Source organism: Algoriphagus resistens, assembly GCF_001442615.1.
Lineage (GTDB): Bacteria > Bacteroidota > Bacteroidia > Cytophagales > Cyclobacteriaceae > Algoriphagus > Algoriphagus resistens.
Map to the genome: position 1 here is coordinate 174355 of NZ_LMXN01000011.1, position 23075 is coordinate 197429.

Genomic DNA, 23075 nt, shown 5'->3' on the forward strand with positions numbered 1-23075 from the left:
TCACCAAAAGGAATAATAGAAGCATGAGCACAGCTACCAAAGACAGGTTTAGACCAGTAAAAAGTATTCTAGTATCCCAGCCGGCCCCCGCGGGTGCCAATTCTCCCTACATCCAACTGGCAGAGAAATATAACCTGAAGATAGATTTTCGTCAGTTTATAAAGGTAGAACCAGTTGTGCCAAAGGAATTTCGCAAACAAAAGATCGATATTTTGAAGCATACTGCTGTGATTTTTACAAGCCGAAATGCTATTGATCACTTCTTTGCTATCTGCAAAGATTTCAAAATAGAGATGCCCGCTGATATGAAGTATTTTTGTATTTCAGATCAAACTGCCCATTATCTTCAGAAGTATATTGTAATCCGAAAGCGTAAATTATTCGTAGGTCAAAAGACTGCACAGGATTTATTTGACTATTTCAAAAAACATAAATCAGAAAAGTATTTATTTCCGTGCTCGGATATCCGTAAAGACGATATTCCTGAATATATGGAAAAGAATGGAATAGCCTTTACTGAAGCGATAATTTACCATACCTTGGAGGCAGACCTTTCTGATTTGGCTGATGTGAAATATGATATATTGGCATTTTTCAGCCCATCAGGAATCAAATCTCTTAAAATTAATTTTCCGAATTTTGAACAAGGAAATACAAGGATTGCCGCATTTGGACCTACTACAGCACAGGCGGTAAGGGATTTGAATTTGATTTTGGACATTGAGGCACCGATGCCAAATGCCCCAAGTATGACTGGTGCATTGGAACTTTATATTAAAAAAGCGAATAATTTGTAAAACAGAGAATCTAAATCTGTGGTTTTTCAGTTTAAAATTCTTAGAATAGTTTTTATGTTAGACGAAACCATTGTATGATGATTCAAAGAGGTCATTCGAAATACTTTTTGAGATGTTCTATTCTCATGCTTTTCTTTTTTGAGGTTTCTTCGCTGATGGCCCAGCAGGATCCTCAATTTACCCAATATATGTATAATGGCATGTATTATAATCCTGCGTTTGCCGGCAAGGATGACGGATTCAGGTTTTCTGCTTTGCACCGCTCCCAATGGTTAAATTATACTACTAATTCAGGGCAGGGTGGGGCACCGGTTACTCAGTTGTTAACCGCCCAAGGAAGACTTGAAGGAAAAAATATAGGCTACGGTCTTACGATTGTCAATGACCAGATAGGTGCTACAGGAAATTTGGAAATCAATCTTCAAGGCGCATACCACAAAAAGATCAACAGATCCACATTAAGCTTTGGTGGGTATGTGGGGATGTTTTCCAGCTCTTTGGATTATGGAGAACTAATTGTGGTGAATCCTGAACCTAATCTCCCGAATTCAGGTAAGGAGGGCCAGATTAATTTCAACGTAGGAGCAGGCCTATTGCTGGATGCAGGTAGTTACTATATAGGGCTCAGTAGTCGTCATATTAACGAGCCAAACTTTGATTTTGGAGATGGATCTTATTCAAATCAGCTGAAAAACCACTCCTATTTGCTGGTTGGATATAGGTTTAGACCGGTAGGTCAACTGGCGATCGAACCTAGTTTGCTTTTAAAATCAGTTTCTTTTAATAATTTTTCTTATGAAGCCAGCGTTATTGCTACGCATCAGAATAAGATAAGTGGAGGGATAGGTTTTAGAGGTGAAGAATCAGTGTCGCTTATTCTTGGATACAGCCTTTTAAAAGACAATTCTCTAAACTTAGGATATGCATTTGATCTGGTGTTTAGTGGCGTTGAGGCCAAATCTCCTACCAGTCATGAACTGATGCTCCGCTATACGCTGTCAAATGTGAGCAGAGAGGTGCAGCGCGTAATTCAAAGAACACCAAGATTTAGATTTTGAAATTCGCTGAAATAGTGGAGTTTTGCATATACGGAGTTTTAACTAGATGTTAACATTGCCCTTTAATTTGGCAGGTTATTTGCATTATTGAGCCAAATTCAGCTAAATTTCGAATCTTTGAAAATACTTTACACAGCGTAATTATTTGATGAACGAAAAAACGTCATTTATGTATAGAAAAATTAATGTCCGCTTTATGCCCCTTGCCTTAGGTTTGGCATTAGTGACACTTTTGCCGAGTTGCGGTCTTTTTAATAAAAAGGGTGCGGCTAGCGAAAAGATGAATAGAAGAGGAGAAGTGACGGGGGTTCCGAAGCGTTCAAATTGGCAGCAAAATCTTCCCTATGATATGGTGCCGGTTAAAGCAGGGACTTTTTGGATGGGGCAGGCTGATGAAGATATAGCTCATACCCAATCAGCTTTGAATAAGCAGATTACGATATCAGAATTTTTTATGGACAAATATGAAGTGTCTAATAACAAGTACCGTCAATTTTTAGAAGCTGTGAAAAGTGGGACCTATGAAACCGGCACACCTACCACATTGAAAGATCCTCCGCAATTGAATTATGATGAACTCAAGCCAGATACCACAGTTTGGTCGACGAGTTTTGCCTATCATTATGGGGATCCATTGATGGAATTTTATTTTGACCATCCTGCATTTGATAATTATCCTGTCGTTGGGGTTTCTTGGGATCAGGCAAAAAAATATTGTGAGTGGAGAACCTACCACATGAGGGCAAATGATGATAGCGAATTTGATGGGCCGGCATTTGAGCTTCCTTCAGAAGCTGAGTGGGAATATGCAGCCAAAGGAGGAAAAGATGTTGCCAAGTACCCTTGGGGTGGTCCATACCTGAAAAATAAGAGAGGTTGTCTAATGGCAAACTTTAAGCCTGGAAGAGGTAATTATATTGATGATGGATTTGCGTACACAGCACCCGTAGATGTGTTTGCACCAAATGGCTATGGATTATATAATATGTCCGGAAATGTAGCTGAATGGGTGCTTGATGCCTACGCGGCTACTTCTAGCACGATTATGTGGGATTTAAATCCGGTGTATGACGACCCAAATGAGCCAAGAAAAGTAGTAAGGGGTGGTAGCTGGAAGGATATCGCGCATTACCTTGAGACGAGTACAAGAACCTACGAATACGAAGATGTAGCTCAGGCCCACATCGGATTCAGAACAAAACTGACTTTCATTGGACGCTCTGGTTCTATGGATGTTAATAGTTCAACAAGAAGAAGAAGATAAGTAATCTCATACCAACACTAAAGAAAATCACCTTAAAACTTTAATTTCAATTTTACACATGGCTAGTAACAGCAACTCTTTCTCAGCTAAATTTTATTCTAGCATAATGCCAAAAATTTATGGTATTGGTGCGGCCGTCGTTATTCTGGGTGCGATGTTCAAGATTCTGGATTGGACGGGTGCCAATTGGATGATTGGTATTGGGCTTAGTACAGAGGCATTTATATTTTTCCTTTCTGCATTCGAGCCTCGCAATGAGGAGGTGGATTGGTCAAAAGTATATCCAGAACTTGCAGGTGATGCACCAGCAGCTCCAAGAGCCCAAAGAGTAGTGGCTGGAGGGGATCAGGTTTCCCAGAAACTTGATGAGATGCTTGCCAACGCCAAAGTAGGACCGGAATTAATTGAAAGCCTTGGAAAAGGAATGCAAAACCTGGCAACCTCCGCTGAGAAAATGGGAAACCTTTCTGATGCAGCTGTTGCTACAAATGAATATGCTACCAATGTAAAATCTGCCGCTAAGACGCTGGTAGATATGAACGCTTCCTACAGTAAAACTGCCGCTGCTCTTACCGAAATGTCTTCTGCATCGCAGGATGCCAAAGCTTATCACAATCAGGTAGTTACTGTTACAAAAAATCTTTCTGCTTTGAATTCAGTTTATGAGATGGAACTTCAGGACGCCAACAGCCACGTGAAGACATTGAATAAGTTTTATGCTAATATGACTGCTGCGATGGAAGGACTATCTGAAGCGGGCAAAGAAACCCAGGCATTTAAAACAGAATTATCAAAATTGAATCAGAACGTTAGTTCATTGAATAAAATCTATGGTGGAATGCTATCCGCTATGAAAGGTTAATTTCTCTTCAATTCATTTAAAAATTCCATTAAAACTTAAAAATGGCAGGAACTAAAGAGACACCTAGGCAGCGGATGATTGGTATGATGTACCTGGTTTTAACGGCCCTACTGGCCCTCCAGGTAAGTAATCAAATCCTCCAAAAATTTGTATTGATTAACGATGGGATGGAGCGAACCTCCAGAAACTTCATCAATAAGAACCAAAAAACCGTTGAATCTATCGCCTATACCGTAGAGCAACAAGGGAATAAAGAAGTGGATGTTCCTAAAGTGGAGGCAGCTAATCAAATCAGAGAGGCAACTAAAGAAACTTACGATTACCTAGAGCAGCTTAAGCAGGATTTGATTACCCAATCCAACGCAAAAAATGACGAAGGTAACTTTGTGAACGCCCAACTTAAGAATACAGAAATAACAGGAAACCTATTTGCCAACAATGGTAGAGGTGAGGAGATGAAGACAAGGCTAAATGCATATCCTGCTAAAATTTCCGAAATCTTGACTTCGGTTGGTCTTTCTGATATGACTTTTGGCGATATAGCGAAGGACGCTGCGGACATCGAGCTTTTTGCTAATGACAGAGAAGCTAGAAATAAAGATTTCGTTGCGTTGAACTTTGTCAAGTCTCCGGTTGGAGCGGTGATGGCTTTGATTTCCCAATACCAGAATGAGGTGTTGAATATTGAAAGTGAATCGTTAACTGCTGTGCAGAACACCATCGGTTCCTTCTTTTTCAAGGCGGACGTGACTGAAGCCAGGATAGCTGCGTTATCAAATGTAGTAGCTGCCGGTACGAAGTTTGAAGCGGATATGTTTATTGCATCCAGTTCTACATCTTCAGTACCTACAATGACCATAGATGGTCGTTCAGTGCCTGTAGATGCCAGTGGCTTTGGTAAAATCGAATTTAATGTGACTCCAGCTTCCGAGTACGATGATCGAGGATTGGCCAGAAGAGTGATCAATGGGGAGATTATAACCAATGTGGGTGGGGAGGATAAAGTACTTCCTGTGGAATATGAATATTTCGTAGCCCAGCCAGTCATTAAGGTTTCTTCTGAAGTAGTTCAGCAGCTTTATGCAGATTGTGCCAATGAACTGTTGATTGAAGTTCCTGCTTTGGGAAATACCTATTCTCCGGAGTTTGCAGTGAGCAATGGACAGTCTATTAAAGGAAGTAAGCCGGGCCAGTTGACTGTGATTCCAGGTGCTTCAGGAAAAGTAAATATTGGAGTTAGTAGTGGCGGGAATAAAATCGGTACTGTTGATTATGACATCAAGCCAGTGCCGGCACCTTCTTTAGTTGCGGCAACTTCAAACGGTTCAGAGCTGGATTTGAGCCAGGCTCACGCAATCAGTTCTCTGATGGGGCTGAAAATGCTTGCAAAGGCAGAGCCTACTTTTGCAAGAACTATGGCCAAGGATGCCAATTTCGAGGTGACCGGTGGTGAAATGAGATTGCTGAGAAATGAGGTGCCAAGACAAACAGTTCAGATCTCAAATGGTAATAGTCTGGCAATGCGTTCGTTATTAGAAAGCGCGAGAGCTGGAGATGTTGTGGTATTTGAAATCCGGCAAGTAACCAGGACAAATTTCAGAGGAAATAAGATTCCTTCAGAATTACGACAAGTTGTCCCTATTCGCGTTAAGTAACAAGTAATTAGGGATTAAGATAAACGAATGATTATGAAAAAGTTTCTTCCAAAATTAATCTTGTCCCTGCTTATTGCAGCAGGCATTGCACCTTTTACAAGTGAGGCGCAAATAGCCCCTACAAGTGTAAGCCCTTCGGGGTATGGTGATCGCCAGTTTGATATGGATACTGTTTTCTCTGCCAAAAGGATCAGAGAGGACGATAAAATGTATCAAATCGGAGTATGGAGAAGAATTGACCTTCGTGAAAAGTACAATAAACCGCTATATGGGGCAGGGGACACCAAAGAAAATGGCATTGTAAATCATATCTACAAAGCTATTGTAGAAGAGAATGCATTGGAGGTTTTCGCTGATGAAGAATTTACCCAACCGCTTTCTATTGCGGAATTTCAGGATAATTTCTGGCTAAATGCCACTGGTGACAGTATCTTTGCGAAGCAGCTTTATTACCTTGATTTTAGAGAGGATTTTGTTTTTGACAAGCATCATTCTGATATGGTATTTGATATCAAGTACCTTGAATTGGTTATGCCTTCAGAGACGAATTCAAATGCTGGTCAGAAAACAATCGCCTTCATCAGGTACAAGGATTTCTATGAGTACTTTAAAGATCATCCCGAAGCTAGATGGATTAATTTCCAAAACCTTTCCAAAAGCTTAACTTACGATGAGGCATTTGAGACGAGATTATTTAGGTCAGTTGTCAGGAAATTCACAAATTCGGAGGAGGCATTGATCGCAGATCTTGTGGCACTTGATCATCCGAATCCCGAGATGCAAGCCTACGTGGATGCACTGGAATTTGAATACAAACTATTAGAATACGAAAACTCCCTTTGGGAGTGGTAATACTAAAAGGGGCTTTTAAGCCCCTTTATTTTTTTGCTTCCATGCTATCAATTTCTTGGCTCGGCTTGCGCCTATTACCTCAGCTATTTCCTGCTCACTGGCCTCGCTTATTTTTTTCACTGATTTAAAGTGGCTCAGTAAACTGTCAGCTGTGTTTTTTCCTATTCCAGGAATTGCTGTCAGCTGGGTTCCAAAAGCATTTTTACTCCTTACGTTTCTATGGAATGTGATAGCAAAGCGGTGCGCTTCATCCCGGATTCTCTGTAATAGCCGGAGGCTCTCAGATTTCTTGTCAATGTGGACGGGATAGGAGTCTCCAGGAAAGTAGATTTCCTCCAGTCGTTTTGCAATACCAATAATCGGCATCTGTCCATAGACGCCCAGCTCTTTTAGAGCTTCCACGGCTGAGGATAGCTGTCCCTTACCTCCATCAATTACAATCAACTTAGGCATTGGTTTGCCCTCATCAAGCAAGCGCCTGTATCTCCTGCCCACTACCTCTTTCATACTGGCGTAGTCATCTGGTCCTACCACACTTTTGATATGATAGTGACGATATTCTTTCACTGCTGGTTTGCCGTTGAGGAAGCATACCATGCTGGCCACAGGATTTGTGCCTTGAATATTTGAATTATCGAAGCATTCGATATGATCTGGAATATCAGGTAAGTTTAAATCATGCTGTAACTGACGGATTACCCGATCTTTTTTATCCTGATTGACACCTTGAAGCAGTGCCTTCTCCTTTTTATAATAGTACGCATTTTTGAGGGAGAGCTCGATTAGTTTTTTCTTGTCTCCGATTTTTGGCATGAATACATTCAAACCTTCTATAGGTTCTGTCAATTCAATATTTAACAGAACCTCTTCAGCGTCGCTTTGGAATTGATCCTGAAGCCGGATCAGTGCAGTTAAAAGTAATTGCTCGTCAGATTCATCCAATTTCTTTTTTAGCTCCACATTCTTGGATGTGATCAGCGAACCGTTTTTTACTCGCATGTAATTAACATAGGAATTTTTCTCATCAGAGACGATGGTACACACATCAAGGTTATTAATCGAAGGACTTGCTACGAGCGATTTGGCCTGATAATTCTCCAGGGAAGCAAGTTTTTCTTTCATCCGCTGTGCCTTTTCAAACTCCAGATTCTCTGCATGATTTTGCATCTCTTGCTTGAAATGCGCCTTAGCTACACCTAGGTTTCCTTTTAAAATGTGTTTTGCCTGCTCTAAATCCTTCAGGTAGTCAGCTTCATGTTGATGGCCGACACAAGGTCCCTGGCAGTTCCCTATATGGTATTCTAAGCATACTTTGTATTTTCCCTCAGCTATTTGGTACGGTGATAGATCAAGCTTGCAAGTCCGGATGGTAAATAGTTCACGAATCAGATCGAGTACGGTATTCATCGCTCTTACACTTGCAAAAGGACCATAGTAGGTGCCTTTTCTGGGGATCATTTTTCTTGTAGGAAAAATTCGGGGAAAATTCTCTTTTGTTAACAAAAGGTAAGGATAGGTCTTGTCATCACGGAGAAGAATATTATACTTGGGATGAGACTTTTTTATAAGATTATTCTCAAGCAAAAGCGCATCAAATTCGCTGTCCACTAAAGTGATCTCTATTCTCCGGATCTCAGTGACCATTTTTCTGGTCTTCCGGTTGATACCGGAACTTTTATTAAAATAGCTGCTGACTCTTTTTTTGAGGCTTTTAGCCTTGCCTACATAGATCAATTCATTTTCCTCATTGAAATACTTATACACTCCTGGATGATCAGGGAGCGTAAGATGGTCAGTAGGTAAAAAGGAGGATGACTGCATGGGCTAAAATTAAAAAAACAGCCTTGGATTTGGGCTGTTTTTTAAGCTGAATTATGTTTTTCTAGAAATCGTTTTTCTTTGCATCGAAATCAAAATCAGCAAATCGCTGACTCTCTTTTTCATAGACATCGCAATCAATTTCTATGCTCAGCGGACGGTCAGGTCTTGGGAACGGGCCTTTGGTGTAGCCTAAGCTTTCATCGGCATATACTTTGGCCATATAATCTACCCAAATAGGTCTGGCAGTGCGTCCGCCCTGTCCTGCGACCCAACTTCTAAAGTGGATGGCTCTATCATCGCCTCCAACCCAAGTGCCGCTTACAAGGTCTTTGCTGATACCGATATACCATCCATCGGAAGCGTTTTGCGTAGTACCGGTCTTTCCTCCCAACTCATTCCCTTCACGTAAGGAATAGGGCACTCCCTGGCTGGTTCCTCCTCCTTCTTCAAAGCCACCTCGCAGCATGTAGGTCATCAGGTAGGCATGTTCTTCACTCATGGCCGGCCTTTTCTTTGCAGTGAATTGCTGGATAACATTGCCATTTTTATCCTCTATTCTATCTATATAGAAAGGGGTGGTATGCTCACCTTTATTCACAAAAGTCCCAAAGGCTCCTACCATCTCGAAAATCGATACATCATTTACCCCCAAAGCCAAAGATGGCACTTCCTCAAGGTCACTGGTTATGCCCAATCTTCGTGCAGTTTCCACTACTATTTTGGGACTCAATTTCTTCATCATATAGGCAGTGACGGAGTTAACTGACTGAGCCATAGCCTGACGAATAGTCATTTTTTCATAGGTGAATTTGCCGTCAGCATTGGAAGGACTCCAGGCCGGCTGGCCTGGGATATAGACTTCCACCGGCTGATCAATGACACTATAGCAGGGGCTATACCCATTTTCAATAGCGGCGGCATAGACAAAAGGTTTGAACGTTGAGCCTGGCTGTCTTTTTCCTCTCATCACGTGATCAAATTTAAAGTACTTATGATCCAGTCCCCCTACCCAAGCTTTGATCTGACCGGTATGGGGATCCATACTCATAAAACCTGCCTGAAGGAGCTTCTTATAATACCTAAGGGAATCCATCGAACTCATAAGTGTATCAACTTCTCCTTGTTCCCAGGAAAAAACCTTCATTTTCTTCTTCTCATTCAACTTAATATCGATGGAGTCTGTATCATCTCCATACCGCACTTTAAGCAATCGGTACGCTTCGGTCCTTCGTACCGCATCTTCGATGAAATTAGGAATGACCTGATTGTTTCCATCCACCCAGGGATCTCTAGTTCCCATCTCTTTATAAAAAAGAGATTGTAGACCTTTCATGTGATCAGCCACCGCTTCTTCTGCATAGCGCTGCATTCTGCTGTCAATGGTGGCATAAATCCTCAACCCATCACCGTACAAATCATAGGAGCTTCCATCTGATTTTAGATTTTCTTTAGTCCATTTTATCAAATCTGCTTTAACAATTTCCCGGAAATAGGTCGCCAGACCCTTATTCTGGTTTGCTACGCTATAGTTCAATTCAATAGGCAAACTGGACAGGGAGTCAAATTCTTCTCTTGTCAGGTAATCATTTCTCATCATTTGGGCAAGCACCGTGTTTCTTCTTCTTAAAGAATTATCAGGATTATACACCGGGCTATAGTAAGTAGGAGCTTTGAAAAGACCCACCAATACAGCCGCTTCCTGAGTGGCCAACTCAGAAGGTTTTTTATTGAAGAAAGTTTCTGAGGCTGTTTTAATCCCAAAGGCATTGGAACCGAAATCTGATGTATTTAAATACAGGGTAAGGATTTCATTTTTTGTGTAAGCCTTTTCCAATTGTGTAGCCACAATCCATTCTTTGGTTTTAATGATAAGCATCCTGAGGCCTGGCACAGAACTGAGAAGGCCATTACTGGCATCGGTTCTTGTCTTAAACAAATTTTTGGCTGTTTGCTGGCTAAGTGTCGATCCTCCTCCGGCATCTTGGCCGAGCAGAATGGATTTGACAAAAACCCGAATCATTGCCTTCATGTCAATTCCTGAATGATCTGCGAAGCGGACATCTTCGGTAGCTATGAGTGCTTCTACCAGCGTAGGGGAGAGTTCTTCAAAGGAGACTGGACTTCTGTTTTCCCGAATATATCTTCCCAATAGAAGCCCATCAGAGGAATAGAGCTCAGATGCTATTTGAGAGTCCGGGTTTTCTAAGGCTTTAAAATCCGGAAGTGACCCGAAAAGCCCCAGAAAATTGATACTAATCATCCAAACGAATAGAATGAAACCTAAAAAACAGGCGATAAATGCAATCCAAAGGAACTTAATAGTCTTGGATACCCAACTGGCTGTTTGGGGGGCTGCTTTGTTACTCATAGTTTACTTATATGCGGACTTAAAGTAAGTCCTGTATTCTTCTAAATTTTTGCTTTTGTTCAGCATCTGAAAGTTCTCAAGAGAGATCACAAATGAATCGGACTTTATTTCATCAGGGAGTCCATCGGAATTGAATTCTTTCTGAAACTTACTATAGTACTCTTTTGCCTTTTCGGCATTTTGAAAAGGGCTAATGATGTAAATCACATTTTCCCTATTCAAAGTCATATCCCCTATTCTTAGCCTTTGTTTGGAGAAATTTGCAGTGTGAAAATTATCCAAGTCTGCCAGAAGATTTTTCGCAGTTTCAGACTGCTTAGGATCCATTGCGATTACAAAGATATGTGTTGCGCTTTCACTGTATTTATAAGGAGAATCTGCCAAGGTCTCATTTCCTCCATTTTCCGCTGATTCACTGCTGTCAACCAGGGTGGAATCGGTTTGGTTTACCTCTTTCGGATTGAGTTCTGCAAGTTCGGCCTGGGATAGCATAGGTTTCAGCATATTCCTTGCCAATTCTACCAAATTCTTGTCTTGAGAATTCAGGATATAATTCTCAAGGCGTTCCCGGTATCTGGCACGGCTTTCAGTTTTCCCGGTAATCATGATATCCAGCAGTAGTAGCCGCTCAGTATTGCGTGTAAGCGGATATTCTTCCAATGCAGATTTTATGATAGTTTTACTTAATTGATATTGTCCTTCATAATATGCATTATAGGCCTGTTCGTATTTTTTTGAAGATTCCACATAAGCCAAATTGCCAGAAGCGGCGTCAGGATTGTTTACAGAAAATGTGTATTGGGACTCAGGAAACTCCCGGTTAAGGCGACTGACATACTGCTGTGAATTTCCTCCTAAGTCTTTTTGAGCCAAATACAATAAATAGTACGCTTCTGGCTTTCTGGCTGAAGTAGGATACTCACGGACTAATGTTTCTAGATTATCTACACTCTGCTCCGTTTCTTTTAGATCAAAATACAGCAGCTTGCCAAGCTCAAAGTAAGATTCTTCCAGTTCAAGGTTTAATGTTTGTACTTGCTCCGGGGAACTTGGGATTTCTGCCAATAACCCCTCCAGTGTTGGCAATTGGCTAACTACGCTTTCTGTTTCTGAAGCGGTGGAATCATTTTCTGAAGACTCAGAAATGGTCGGTTCGGTGCTTTGGAAACTCACATCACTTCTTCTCCAGTTGTCTTGCAATGGGCGGTTTCCCCAAGTCCGCCTGAAATCAATAGCACCTTGTTGCATCGCCACACTATTGTCAAAGTAAAACGAGGAACCGGAGCCTCTGTCGCTGAAGGCTAACAGATTGTCGAATATACTGGTGCTTTCGGGTTTTTGAAGCGCCGCTGCTTCCCGCATCAGTCTTTCTTCTTCCGATTTGATGTAATTTTCAGCGACTGATTTTTGTTCATCAGGAGTTAATCCTGCCAATGTCAGTAAGCTGTCATTGCTTTTGATTCGCTCAAAATGGAACACATACTGGTCGAGAGATTCTTTTTGGCTAGTGATATCCAGGGCGGCAGGATCTCTTTCATTTATGAATGTCAGTGCAGAATCCAGGTAGTACTTTGTGGCCCGGTAATCTTTAAATTCCCCAAGATTTATTTCTGCCAGTTTCTGATAAATGTAACCTTTCACCCTTGGATTACTGCCGGGCTCTTTTGCTGCCTGATGTAATAAATCGAGCGTAAGCACTGTATCTCCCTGTTTTTCCTCGAAAAGCGCACGTTCATAGATGACTACATCTTTTAAGTCTCTGTTTTTAGGATCCTCATAGAGATCGTCATAATACTTTCTTACTTTCTTCAGATCTTTTGAGGCATTAAGTTCTGCAACTTGCTGTGCATATAGTTGTGCGTAAAAGCTCCGCTCGTAAGGGGGATTTCCTTCTAAGGATTTTTCATAATATTCAAAGGCGAGTGCATCAAAACCTTCACGCTGGTACCGCTGTGCGAGAATGAAATTGATCCGGGAAGCTTCTTTTTTGTCCTGGGAATATTCTATCGCTTTGTCCAAAGCTCCGATTACCCCGCTTCTGTCTCCTCTTTTTTCGTAATAATACGCAAGGGTCCTATATAAATCGTACCGATTTTCCTTTGAAATCCCCGTCTCTTTAGAAAGATAGTCTATGGTGAAATTCGCGTTTTCGAATTCCGCTAGATCTACATAAAGGCGAAGCAAAGTGATCAGGGTTTGATGTCTCAGGTCTGCACTTTTTGAATTCACGTTGACATATTTGAAGGTATTCTGTGCATCGTCAAAGTGCGACTGGTAATAGTCGAGTTTACCTAGGATGTAGTAGCTGTCATCTACCCAATTGCTGATCTTGTGCCATTCGATTGCTTTGGAAGCCAATTCTCTGGAGGATTGGAGCTTTTCAGCATTAGCCTGAATAGTTGCAGAATCAAATGGGATAAAAACCGGAAGAATCTGTGTGTAATCTTCTTTGTAATTCTGAAAAACCTCAGTTTCTACCTCCTTCAATCTCACATCAGCAAGATAGTAAGCATTGAAATGCGCAGTGACATTATGGAATGTCCTGTTAGTAAAGGTGTTGCGCTCAGAAGAACACGCTCCGCTAAAAAGTAAAACGACTAACGCTAGTCTGGAAATTCTCCTCATGTGTTACATTGCCCAATTTCAAGTAGCAAAATAGGTTTTTTGGTTTACTTAGTGAACGAATTCGATGGTCTATTATTTGTATCAGGTGAACTCAGCATAGGTTCTCTAAGAAAAATTTTAATAAATTAAGGCTTTACACTTGTAATTATGATCCCAGAACGTAAAGATACCAAACCTAAGAGTACCCCAGTCTATGTGAAGTACATTGGCCTTTCCTTTCAGCTTTTTGGGATCATAGGTGCGGGAACTTGGTTTGGTTGGTGGCTTCAGCAGAAGAGCGACATGAAGTTCCCTGTATGGTTACTGCTGTTTTGCTTTCTTTCGATTATCCTTGCTTTCTATCAACTATGGATGTCCATGAAGCAGGATAGTAAATGAGTTAAAATAATGAGGTAATTTTGCAGGCAAAAGTCAAAAACTATGCGCTTGCCTAAAAATATGCACCTTCAATTCCTGCTTTTCTCAGCTGCTGTTGCGGGGTTGATCAGTTTATTTTGTGTTTTATTACCGGATATTGTACACGAAAAGATCTGGAGCATTTATTTTTTCATGATGATTCTGTCTTTTTTGATCAGCTTATTGAACAGGTTTCTCCTCAAATCATTTGCAGAAAATTTCTTCAATATCATGGTTTTAGCCATGATTCTCAGATTTATAGCCACAATTGTATTTATTGGAATAGCAGTCTGGCCAGGAATGGAGAATATTATTCTGTTTATAGCGGATTTCTTCGTGATTTTTTTGTTCTACTTAGTTTTTGATATCTACGCCTTTCTGTCTAACTTGCGCCCGATTTCAAAGTAGCCCTCAAAAAATAGAGTTAATGAAGCGTAAAATACTGGCCCTAAGTCTTTTAATTTCAGCATTTTTGCTTGTTTTTAATAGCAGCACTTTTGCCGCAGAGCAAGAAGAAGATAAGACTAGCTTCATCATGCACCACGTGAAGGATTCACATGAGTGGCATTTGGTTACGCTGGGACATACTCATGTAACGCTCCCTTTGCCGGTAATAGTTTATTCTGGGGACAGGGGTTTGGAGTTTTTTACATCAACGGATTTTCAAGACCACGAAACGCATCAATTTGGTGAGCAGTACGCTCATGAAGGGTATTATATAGATGAGCATGATCATTTGGGAAGAGTAGATCACGGTAGCTTTATCGAGTTTTCGATTACCAAAAACGTGGTGATGCTGTTTATCGTGTTGATCGTCGTTGCCTGGATGGCTCTTTCTGCGGCTTCATTCTATAAGAAAAACGGTGCTGTTGCCCCCAAGGGAGCTGCTGCTATCATTGAGCCTATTGTGATCTTTGTAAGAGACGATATTGCAAAAGAGGCTATCGGTCCTCAGTACAAGCGATTTGTGCCGTATTTGATTACACTTTTCCTTTTTGTATGGTTTGGCAACCTGCTTGGACTTATCCCCGGGGCTGCGAACATGACTGGGAATATTGCAGTAACCTTGGTGTTGGCAGTGTTGACCTTTATTATTACCAACGTGAATGGAAATAAGGATTACTGGAAGCACGTCTTTATGACACCGGGAGTTCCTCCTTTGATGTTGTTGATCATCGTTCCTGTAGAGATTATCGGTTTGTTTACCAAGCCTTTTGCTTTGATGGTTCGACTTTTTGTGGCGATCACAGCAGGACACATCGTAATCCTTGGCTTTATAGCTTTAGCCTTCATCTTCGAATCGTATACTATCGGTGTGGCAAGTACACTGATGGTTACCTTTATAAATCTAATTGAGTTGTTGGTCGCCACGATCCAGGCTTATGTATTCACGTTGTTCTCAGCGATGTATATAGGTTCTGCGGTAGCTGAGCATACGCATGCAGATCATTAATTTTAGTAATTTCTTTGTTCAATTTATAAATTCAAACTTATGTTAACTATTATCTTGTTGACTGCTGGTTATGCTCTAATGGGAGCTGGTATCGGTGCAGGTATTGTTGCGATTGGCGCAGGCCTAGGTATCGGTCGTATTGGTGGTCAGGCGATGGAAGCTATTGCTCGTCAGCCTGAAGCTGCTGGTAAAATCCAAGGTGCAATGTTGATTATTGCAGCTTTGATTGAGGTGGTTTCCCTGTTCGCAGCGGTAATCTGTTTGTTGATCGCGCTAAACATCGCGGGCATCAGCTAATCAAATTTTGAAAGGGGATTGGCGTTAGGCCTTTCCCTTTTCTTTATTATATTGAACAATTTGAAATAAAACATATCCCATGGATTTAATCACACCAGGTACCGGTCTTATTTTCTGGCAATTATTCGGCTTTCTAGGCTTGCTTTTCATTCTGATCAAGTTTGCATGGAAGCCTATGCTAGCTGCTTTGGATGAAAGGGAAAGCAGCATCGAAAATGCGTTGAAAGCTGCAGAAACTGCCAGAAATGAAATGGCAAATCTGAAAGCCGAGAATGAGAAACTTCTTGCTGATGCCAGACTTGAAAGAGATACTATCTTAAAGAAAGCGCAAGATGCTTCTGTAAAAATGGTCGATGATGCAAAAGCAGATGCTGCAAAAGTAGGTGCTCAAATGATAGAGAATGCAAAAGCAGTGATCGAAACTGAGAAGAAAGCTGCTTTGGCAGATGTGAAAAACCAGGTTGCGACACTTTCTTTGGAGATTACAGAGAAATTATTGAGAGCAAATCTATCAGATACCAAGTCCCAGAAAGATTTGGTGGAAGGATTTGTCAACGATTTAAAGCTTAACTAATACACCTCCATGTCAAACCAGAGAGTAGCATCCCGCTATGCCAAGTCAATCATGGAACTTTCTTTGGAAAAAGGAAGACTCGAGGAGGTGCACACAGATTTTCTAAGACTGGCTGCTTTGGCAGCTAGTGAACACGAATTGGAAGTGGTTCTTAGGAATCCAGTCATCAATTCCGATAAAAAGCTGAATATACTTAAGGCACTTTTTGCTAAAGAATCTGATCCACTTACGATGACTTTCTTTGAGATCGTCTCCCGTAAGAATAGGGAGGGGATTCTTCTTGATGTAGCAAAAGAGTTTGAAAACCAATACAATCTACACGAGTCTATTCAGGTAGCTGAAGTGACTACTACTTTCCCTATCGATGACAAACTTCGCAAGCAGTTTGCTGATGTAGTGAAAGAGATTTCCGGAAAGGAGAAGGTACAGTTGGTAGAGAAAATTAATCCAGACTTGATAGGTGGATATATTTTGACAGTAAATGATCGTCAGCTTGACGATTCATTGAGTAGCAAACTGAGACAATTGAAAACTCAGTTTACCCAAAATCATTACGAAAGTAAAATCTAACAAAAAGCATTAATCTATATATCATGGCAGAAGTAAGACCTGATGAAGTTTCGGCAATTTTAAGAGAACAACTCTCTGGTGCAAGAACCGAGGCGGAACTCGAAGAAGTGGGTACAGTCCTTCAAGTGGGGGATGGTGTAGCTCGTATCTATGGACTTTCTAAGGCTCAGTCCGGGGAATTGCTGGAATTTGACAATGGTCTGAAAGCAATGGTACTTAACCTTGAGGAAGACAATGTAGGAGCGGTACTTTTCGGTGATTCCAAGTCTGTAAAAGAGGGAGATACTGTAAAGAGAACGAAGAGAATTGCTTCTATCCAGGTAGGTGAAGGAATGCTTGGCCGTGTGGTGGATACCTTGGGTAATCCTATCGACGGTAAAGGCCCGATTGCCGGTGACTTGTATGAGATGCCTTTGGAGCGCAAAGCGCCAGGTGTAATCTATCGTCAGCCAGTAACTGAGCCACTTCAGACAGGTATTAAGTCTATCGATGCGATGATTCCAATCGGTAGAGGTCAGAGAGAATTGGTAATCGGTGACCGTCAAACTGGTAAAACAGCGGTAGTGATCGATGCTATCTTGAACCAAAAGGAATTTTACGATAAAGGTGAGCCGGTTTTCTGTATTTATGTTGCAATCGGACAGAAAGCATCTACCGTAGCGGGTGTAGTGGCAGCTTTGGAAAAAGGTGGCGCACTTCCTTATACAGTAATAGTTGCAGCTCCAGCATCTGAACCTGCACCAATGCAGTTCTTTGCGCCATTTACCGGTGCATCCATTGGCGAATTCTTCCGTGATACAGGCCGTCCTGCCCTGGTAGTATATGATGATCTTTCTAAGCAAGCTGTAGCTTACCGTGAAGTCTCTCTTCTATTGAGAAGACCTCCGGGACGTGAAGCATATCCAGGTGATGTATTCTACCTTCACTCAAGATTGCTTGAAAGAGCTGCGAAAATCAATAAATCTGATAAAATCGCCCAGGAGATGAACGATTTGCCAGATTCTATCAAGCATCTGGTAAAAGGAGGCGGGTCTTTGACTGCACTTCCGATTATCGAAACCCAAGCCGGTGACGTTTCTGCATATATCCCTACCAATGTAATTTCAATTACTGACGGTCAGATCTTCTTGGAAACCAACCTTTTCAACTCTGGTATCCGTCCCGCGATTAACGTAGGTATCTCAGTATCACGCGTAGGTGGTAACGCACAGATCAAATCAATGAAGAAAATTGCCGGTACCTTGAAATTGGATCAGGCAGCTTTTCGGGAATTGGAAGCATTCTCTAAGTTTGGTTCTGACCTGGATGCGACTACTAAGCGTACGATCGAAAGAGGTAGAAGAAACCAGGAGATCTTGAAGCAAGCCCAATACTCACCGGTATCTGTAGCTCATCAGGTAGCGATCATCTATGCTTCTACCAAAGGCTTGATGGATGCAGTTCCTGTGGAAAAAGCCAGGGCTTTTGAGAAGGAGTTCTACACACTTTTGGATACTTCTTATCCTGAAGCACTAGAGTTGATTCTCAAAGGTGACGTGGATGGAGCTGGTAAAGTTCTTTCTAAGGCAGCTGCTGAATTAGCACCTAAGTATTCTAAATAATTGATTTGAATTCCGGAAGGCGAAAGTCTTCCGGGTAGTTAATACCCTAGCACAACGCAAGCAAGATGGCTAATCTTAAGGAAGTAAAGGAACGGATCACCTCAGTAGTCTCTACCCAGCAGATTACCAAGGCCATGAAAATGGTTTCCGCTGCCAAACTTAGAAGAGCTCAGGACAAAATCATTCAGATGCGTCCTTACTCTCAGAAGTTGACCCAAATCCTGAATAATGTATCAGCTGCTTCAGATGGAGCTGCGGATATTGTATTTGCCGAAAAAAGAGAGGTGAGAAGTGTATTGATCATCCCGGTTACTTCTGACAAGGGACTTTGCGGTGCTTTTAACTCGAATATCATCAAGGCGGTGAATCTTGCTGTATCAAGACAGTTTGCCGGTAAGGATATCACCATTCTTCCTGTTGGGAAAAAGGCGTTTGAGGCATTTAAAAAGCAAGATTTTAGAATGGTGTCTGATTTCTATCAGGTATTTCAGGATCTTACCTTCGACAATGTCAGAAATGCGGCAGAATTCGCAATGAATTCATTTGTAGCTGGGGACTATGATCAGGTGGTTTTGGTGTTCAATGAATTCAAAAACGTAGCAACTCAGGAGGTTCGTGTAGAGCAGTTCCTGCCTATGGCAAATGAAGATTCTGCTGAGGAGAAAACTCCCGACACAGATTACATTTTGGAGCCGTCGAGAGCATACATTATTGAAGAGTTGGTCCCCACTTCCTTGAAAATCCAATTCTACAAAGCTGTACTGGAAAGCAATGCTTCTGAGCATGGCGCCAGGATGACTGCGATGGATAAGGCAACTGAAAATGCCGGTGAATTGCTGAAAGAGCTACGATTAATGTACAACAGAACAAGGCAGGCAGCAATTACCAATGAAATACTAGAAATAGTCTCCGGTGCAAATGCACTTGGCGGTAAGTAATAACGATAGCCCTACTTTCCAAAACCACAGCTCGCAAGGGTTGTGGTTTTTTTTTGCAACCACACACAAAGAAAGCGGAAAGGTCACCATTTATTGTTGTCCTGTTTTTCTGCCCTACCTATAGCATTGTGGATATTTCAATATTTTTTGAGTGATAGCCAATCATTATTTTTCTATTTACTGGCTGAGGGTGTGATCTAGGTACGCGATATTGTTACCTACTGTCAGCGAGCATGTAGTTTCATCTGTTTATAATTGTTTTAAGATGGTCAGATGGAATCTTTGACGATTAAAATAATCATTGCCCTGTGTGTTTTAATGATGATTTTAATCGTATCGATTTCATATGATTTCAATTTGTCTTTTAAAGTCCATATGGAATCTCGTATGCATTATAATTATCCCTGTGTAAGAGGATTGAGCCAGGCTCGATCATGTACTTTTTGTTCCGGTTGTTCAGCATTTGTTAACGTTTGAAGGCAAGCACAATTGCCAGATTAATAGATTTTTCTTGGGCATTAACCCTGATTTAACCAATATTTTAACCTTACCTCTTCTATTTTTCCTCCACGCCAATTTGTGAGATTATAGGGCAATTTGCCCAATTGGCGATTAATTATTCTATCAAACCCATAATAGCCAACAGAATGAGTAAGAAATTACGTGCGATTATTTACGTTGCGTTGCTAAGTACTTTTATCGCTTCGGCAACCTCATGCGTCAATGAAGACGAACCCATCGAGGAGCATCGAGGAACTATTACAGGCACTGTTACAGACGGGGAAGGCCAACCTATTTCAGATGTAGAAGTAACGCTTGCAGGTATAGGTGAAGAAGAAGTGTCTGTGACTACCGGAGGAGACGGGACCTATTCCTTCGAGAATGTAACCTTGAAAACAAGAGCAGTTAAATTTTCCAAAGCGGGCTGGCTTGCTGTCAGTGTAACTGTAAATCCTGAAAAATTTGATGCTAATCGGGTTGCGACCGCAGACATGACCATGATCTTTGCCTCCGCGAAAATCATCGGAGTGATTACGGATGCACAAAGCAATAATGCCGGGCTCGAAGGTGTGAATGTTAGTGTAGGGGTAGCAGGCACAGTAACCAGTGGAAGCGACGGTGCATTCGTTTTAGAGAATCTGATCGTTGACACATACACGGTTACCTTTACCAAAGCAAACTATAAGACAGTAACACGGACGGTAGGTAAGTCTGATTTTGTCAATGGTGTAGCTACTTTAGAAATAGGAATGGGGAGCAATGAAATTCTCCGGGGCCTTACTACTGCGGATCTGTTAGATGCCGATAAATGGTATTACAACGAGTACCGGGGTGGGAGAAATGCTGACGTTTATCCTCGTTGGGATTGGGCTTGCAACTATATGTCGGCACTTGACTTCCAGGGAGCATGGCAAGAGCAAAACGAAGGTACTACTTTGCAGATTCGCAACAACGAAGAGGATCGCAGCAACCCGGCGGATCTTAACGTTTTTGATTCCTATGTTTACGGCAGCAAGCTGATTACGGAAGAAAACAAGATTTTATCACTGAGACTAAGCACACACAATGCGGACGAGGCAAATCCCGCATATTTTGGTGTTCAGGTAGTTGACCTTACTGCAGCTCAACCTACTGCTGTTAAAGTTGGTGAGAATAGAACTTACGGATCGGGAAGTTATGCAGACTTTGAGTTTGACCTGGGTGAATATGTAGGTAAAGAGGTGGTTATTGCCATTGGTATTTACCGCCAATCTACCGGGGATTATTGGAAGCAGCTGGTGCTCCGTGCTATTCGCTTTGCCGATACCAAGGTGGAAAACTGGGATTGGCTGCCCGGTACAGAAGTTATCGAAGGATGGAAGCTGACCCAGGAGACGGTACGCTCTACTATGCCGCATACCAAAAATTCTTTCACGGGAATAAGCCCAATAAATGGCAACCGGGATAATTATGTAGATGCTTACCGTGCTTGGCGTGAGGTTGATCATGTGGCCGCAGAGTGGTTTTTTGTTCCCCTTAAGAAAGATCCTGAAGTCTTCCCTTCCGAAGGCTATCTGATAAAAACCCGTAATACACCTGAAGTTGATACCAAGGTACCGGAGGCCTATCTGTATTCCAAGTTCTCCATAAATGCAGGTAGCAATCAGCTGACTCTGAGTACGCGAAATTTCGGCGACAATTTCACCTACTTCAAGCTTACCGCTATTGCCGACGATGGTACGATCACGCATTTAGATCCTAAGTCAACTACTGCTGATGAAGCCAGTGCCGCAGAAGATGGTTGCTGGAAGTTTAAGCATGGCGACGGCGGTGCCGGAAATCCTGAGGGCTATGCCTCATTTGTGTATGACTTGGCACAGTTTAATGGCCAAAATGTAACGCTTGCCTTGGGCGTGTATAACGGGGAAGCCGAATCGGGAGAAAACAAACTGGTCATCCATCAGATTGATTTGAACTAAAACAATAAACCTTATTATGACAATATACCGCTCTATGATCACTATATATAGTCTACTGCTGCTGTTCATGACAGCATGTGCTGAAAATGTATCTGACACGAACCCAACGGATCCTCCTTTGGAAGAGATTTCTCTCTCTGAGCAAAACCTTCTTCGGGCAATGGAGCTCACGGACGAAGCAGTCTCTGCCCATTTCACCGGAGCAGGGATGGCTATGGCCAGATATTATAATCCTTACACTGATGTCCGTTCGGATGAAATTGGCAGCGTATGGATGTACTCTGCAGCTATAGAGGCAGTAAATGCTGTTCTTCACGCGCTTCACACCCAAAAAGAAAAGGGAAATCCTGCCCTTTACGACGAACATTTCAATAGGTACTCAGAATTACTGGGGAAGCTGTATGATAATGTGGATTATTATCAGGGAACCTTCGAATTGGTTTCTTACACCCAAACCAAGGAATGGTCAGTTTACGGTGTGAACAGAGGAAATGCCAAAGGAACTGCCAAGGTAGAGGGAATCGAAAATGTCTATGATGATCAGATGTGGCTCGTACGTGAACTGCTCGAATCTTATAAAGTGACTGGCACCCAGGCCTATTTGGATAAAGCGGAATATTTAACCGCCTATGTTTTGGACGGATGGGACAGCACCCGCAATCCAGATGGCACAGAGCGTGGCGGAATACCATGGGGTCCCGGCTATGTAACCAAACACGCATGCAGCAATGGGCCGATGGTGAGTCCGCTGGTATGGTTGCATGAATTGTACAAAGACAAAAATGATGAAATAACCTACAGGTACATTGACGAAGCGGATAGAGAAACACGTAAGACTATGGAGGTTAAGAAGAGTGACTATTACGCAGATTTTGCCAAGAAGGTATACGCATGGCAAAAGAGTCAATTGCTCCGCACAGATGGGGTGTATGATGATATGAGAGGAGGTTGCTCCCCAGGTAGTCCCCAGACAGAAACCATTGATGGAACCGTATACCGCAGAGGGATTACGTGTCAGGATCGTGTAGGTCCGGCAATTTCTTATAACAGCGGTACCATGCTTTCTGGAGCAGCTGATCTATACAGAATCACAGGCGACAGTGAGTTCCTCGAAGATGCAATGCAATTGTCTGATGCAAGTTTTGCCTACTTCGCAAAACTTGGACAAAACAAGCCTGGATATTATACATACGATATAAGCGGATTCAGAAACTGGTTTAACGGCGTATTGATGCGCGGCTATGTAGATGTATATCCTACCTATGCCGCTACTTCCGACTACATCGATTCTTTCCAAAAGAACCTTGACTACGGATATGATAATTTCCTTTATGAAGGTTTCCTTCCTACCAATTTGCTGGTAGGATGGAGCCTTGACACGAATAATAACAGAACAGAAGGAATGTTCAACTTCACTTTTGCTGCAGAATATGCTGTGTTGTCACGGTATGAGCTGGAAAAATGATTTTAGGTTTTGGTGTCCGG

The 23075-nt window shown here is 42.0% G+C and carries 18 protein-coding genes; 15 read left to right on the plus strand and 3 right to left on the minus strand.

Going from position 1 to position 23075, the window contains the following annotated elements; translation table 11 throughout:
* Nucleotides 1-23 precede the first annotated feature (23 nt).
* From AS141_RS18330 to porN, 6 genes are all read left to right on the plus strand, one after another.
* Nucleotides 24-797, plus strand: coding sequence for a uroporphyrinogen-III synthase (locus AS141_RS18330; protein ID WP_057939148.1), 774 nt, complete (start codon nucleotides 24-26; stop codon nucleotides 795-797).
* Between the two features lie 77 nt (nucleotides 798-874).
* A complete protein-coding gene (locus AS141_RS18335; protein WP_057939188.1) occupies nucleotides 875-1855 on the plus strand; it encodes a PorP/SprF family type IX secretion system membrane protein in 981 nt (326 codons plus the stop codon).
* 169 nt (nucleotides 1856-2024) lie between these two features.
* Complete coding sequence (porK, locus tag AS141_RS18340) at nucleotides 2025-3119, plus strand: T9SS ring complex lipoprotein PorK/GldK (RefSeq protein WP_057939149.1); 1095 nt, start codon at nucleotides 2025-2027, stop codon at nucleotides 3117-3119.
* A gap of 58 nt (nucleotides 3120-3177) precedes the next feature.
* Nucleotides 3178-3981, plus strand: coding sequence for a type IX secretion system motor protein PorL/GldL (gene porL, locus AS141_RS18345; RefSeq protein ID WP_057939150.1), 804 nt, complete (start codon nucleotides 3178-3180; stop codon nucleotides 3979-3981).
* Nucleotides 3982-4022: 41 nt separating this feature from the next.
* Nucleotides 4023-5636 carry a type IX secretion system motor protein PorM/GldM gene (gene porM / locus AS141_RS18350; protein WP_057939151.1) on the plus strand — a complete coding sequence of 538 codons (1614 nt, stop codon included), beginning with the start codon at nucleotides 4023-4025 and terminating at the stop codon, nucleotides 5634-5636.
* Between the two features lie 33 nt (nucleotides 5637-5669).
* Complete coding sequence (porN, locus tag AS141_RS18355) at nucleotides 5670-6488, plus strand: type IX secretion system ring subunit PorN/GldN (RefSeq protein ID WP_082632356.1); 819 nt, start codon at nucleotides 5670-5672, stop codon at nucleotides 6486-6488.
* Between the two features lie 15 nt (nucleotides 6489-6503).
* Here the strand turns inward: porN and uvrC are convergent, their stop codons facing one another.
* From uvrC to porW, 3 genes are all read right to left on the minus strand, one after another.
* Nucleotides 6504-8309: an excinuclease ABC subunit UvrC gene (gene uvrC / locus AS141_RS18360; protein WP_057939152.1), complete on the minus strand. Its 1806-nt coding sequence runs from the start codon at nucleotides 8307-8309 to the stop codon at nucleotides 6504-6506.
* Between the two features lie 61 nt (nucleotides 8310-8370).
* Nucleotides 8371-10677 carry a penicillin-binding protein 1A gene (locus tag AS141_RS18365; RefSeq protein WP_057939153.1) on the minus strand — a complete coding sequence of 769 codons (2307 nt, stop codon included), beginning with the start codon at nucleotides 10675-10677 and terminating at the stop codon, nucleotides 8371-8373.
* A gap of 3 nt (nucleotides 10678-10680) precedes the next feature.
* Nucleotides 10681-13302 carry a type IX secretion system periplasmic lipoprotein PorW/SprE gene (gene porW / locus AS141_RS18370; RefSeq protein ID WP_057939154.1) on the minus strand — a complete coding sequence of 874 codons (2622 nt, stop codon included), beginning with the start codon at nucleotides 13300-13302 and terminating at the stop codon, nucleotides 10681-10683.
* 147 nt (nucleotides 13303-13449) lie between these two features.
* Between porW and AS141_RS18375 the strand changes: the two genes are divergently transcribed.
* The 9 genes from AS141_RS18375 (at nucleotide 13450) to AS141_RS18420 (ending at nucleotide 23055) form a co-directional block, all read left to right on the plus strand.
* Nucleotides 13450-13680 (plus strand): AtpZ/AtpI family protein, encoded by a 231-nt coding sequence (locus AS141_RS18375; protein ID WP_057939155.1) that lies wholly within the window; start codon nucleotides 13450-13452, stop codon nucleotides 13678-13680.
* Nucleotides 13681-14125: 445 nt separating this feature from the next.
* The gene (atpB, locus tag AS141_RS18385) at nucleotides 14126-15151 is read left to right on the plus strand and encodes a F0F1 ATP synthase subunit A (protein WP_057939157.1); all 1026 of its coding nucleotides are present in this window, start codon (nucleotides 14126-14128) and stop codon (nucleotides 15149-15151) included.
* 39 nt (nucleotides 15152-15190) lie between these two features.
* Nucleotides 15191-15448 carry an ATP synthase F0 subunit C gene (gene atpE, locus AS141_RS18390; protein ID WP_057939158.1) on the plus strand — a complete coding sequence of 86 codons (258 nt, stop codon included), beginning with the start codon at nucleotides 15191-15193 and terminating at the stop codon, nucleotides 15446-15448.
* 79 nt (nucleotides 15449-15527) lie between these two features.
* Nucleotides 15528-16022, plus strand: coding sequence for a F0F1 ATP synthase subunit B (locus AS141_RS18395; protein ID WP_057939159.1), 495 nt, complete (start codon nucleotides 15528-15530; stop codon nucleotides 16020-16022).
* Between the two features lie 9 nt (nucleotides 16023-16031).
* Nucleotides 16032-16592 carry an ATP synthase F1 subunit delta gene (gene atpH, locus AS141_RS18400; protein ID WP_057939160.1) on the plus strand — a complete coding sequence of 187 codons (561 nt, stop codon included), beginning with the start codon at nucleotides 16032-16034 and terminating at the stop codon, nucleotides 16590-16592.
* A 23-nt stretch (nucleotides 16593-16615) separates the two neighbouring features.
* A complete protein-coding gene (atpA, locus tag AS141_RS18405) occupies nucleotides 16616-18193 on the plus strand; it encodes a F0F1 ATP synthase subunit alpha (protein WP_057939161.1) in 1578 nt (525 codons plus the stop codon).
* Between the two features lie 65 nt (nucleotides 18194-18258).
* Complete coding sequence (gene atpG / locus AS141_RS18410) at nucleotides 18259-19131, plus strand: ATP synthase F1 subunit gamma (protein WP_057939162.1); 873 nt, start codon at nucleotides 18259-18261, stop codon at nucleotides 19129-19131.
* A gap of 647 nt (nucleotides 19132-19778) precedes the next feature.
* On the plus strand, nucleotides 19779-21590 hold the full coding sequence (locus tag AS141_RS18415) for an MSCRAMM family protein (RefSeq protein WP_057939163.1): 1812 nt from the start codon (nucleotides 19779-19781) through the stop codon (nucleotides 21588-21590).
* Nucleotides 21591-21624: 34 nt separating this feature from the next.
* Nucleotides 21625-23055 (plus strand): glycoside hydrolase family 76 protein, encoded by a 1431-nt coding sequence (locus AS141_RS18420; protein ID WP_232424959.1) that lies wholly within the window; start codon nucleotides 21625-21627, stop codon nucleotides 23053-23055.
* Nucleotides 23056-23075 lie beyond the last annotated feature (20 nt).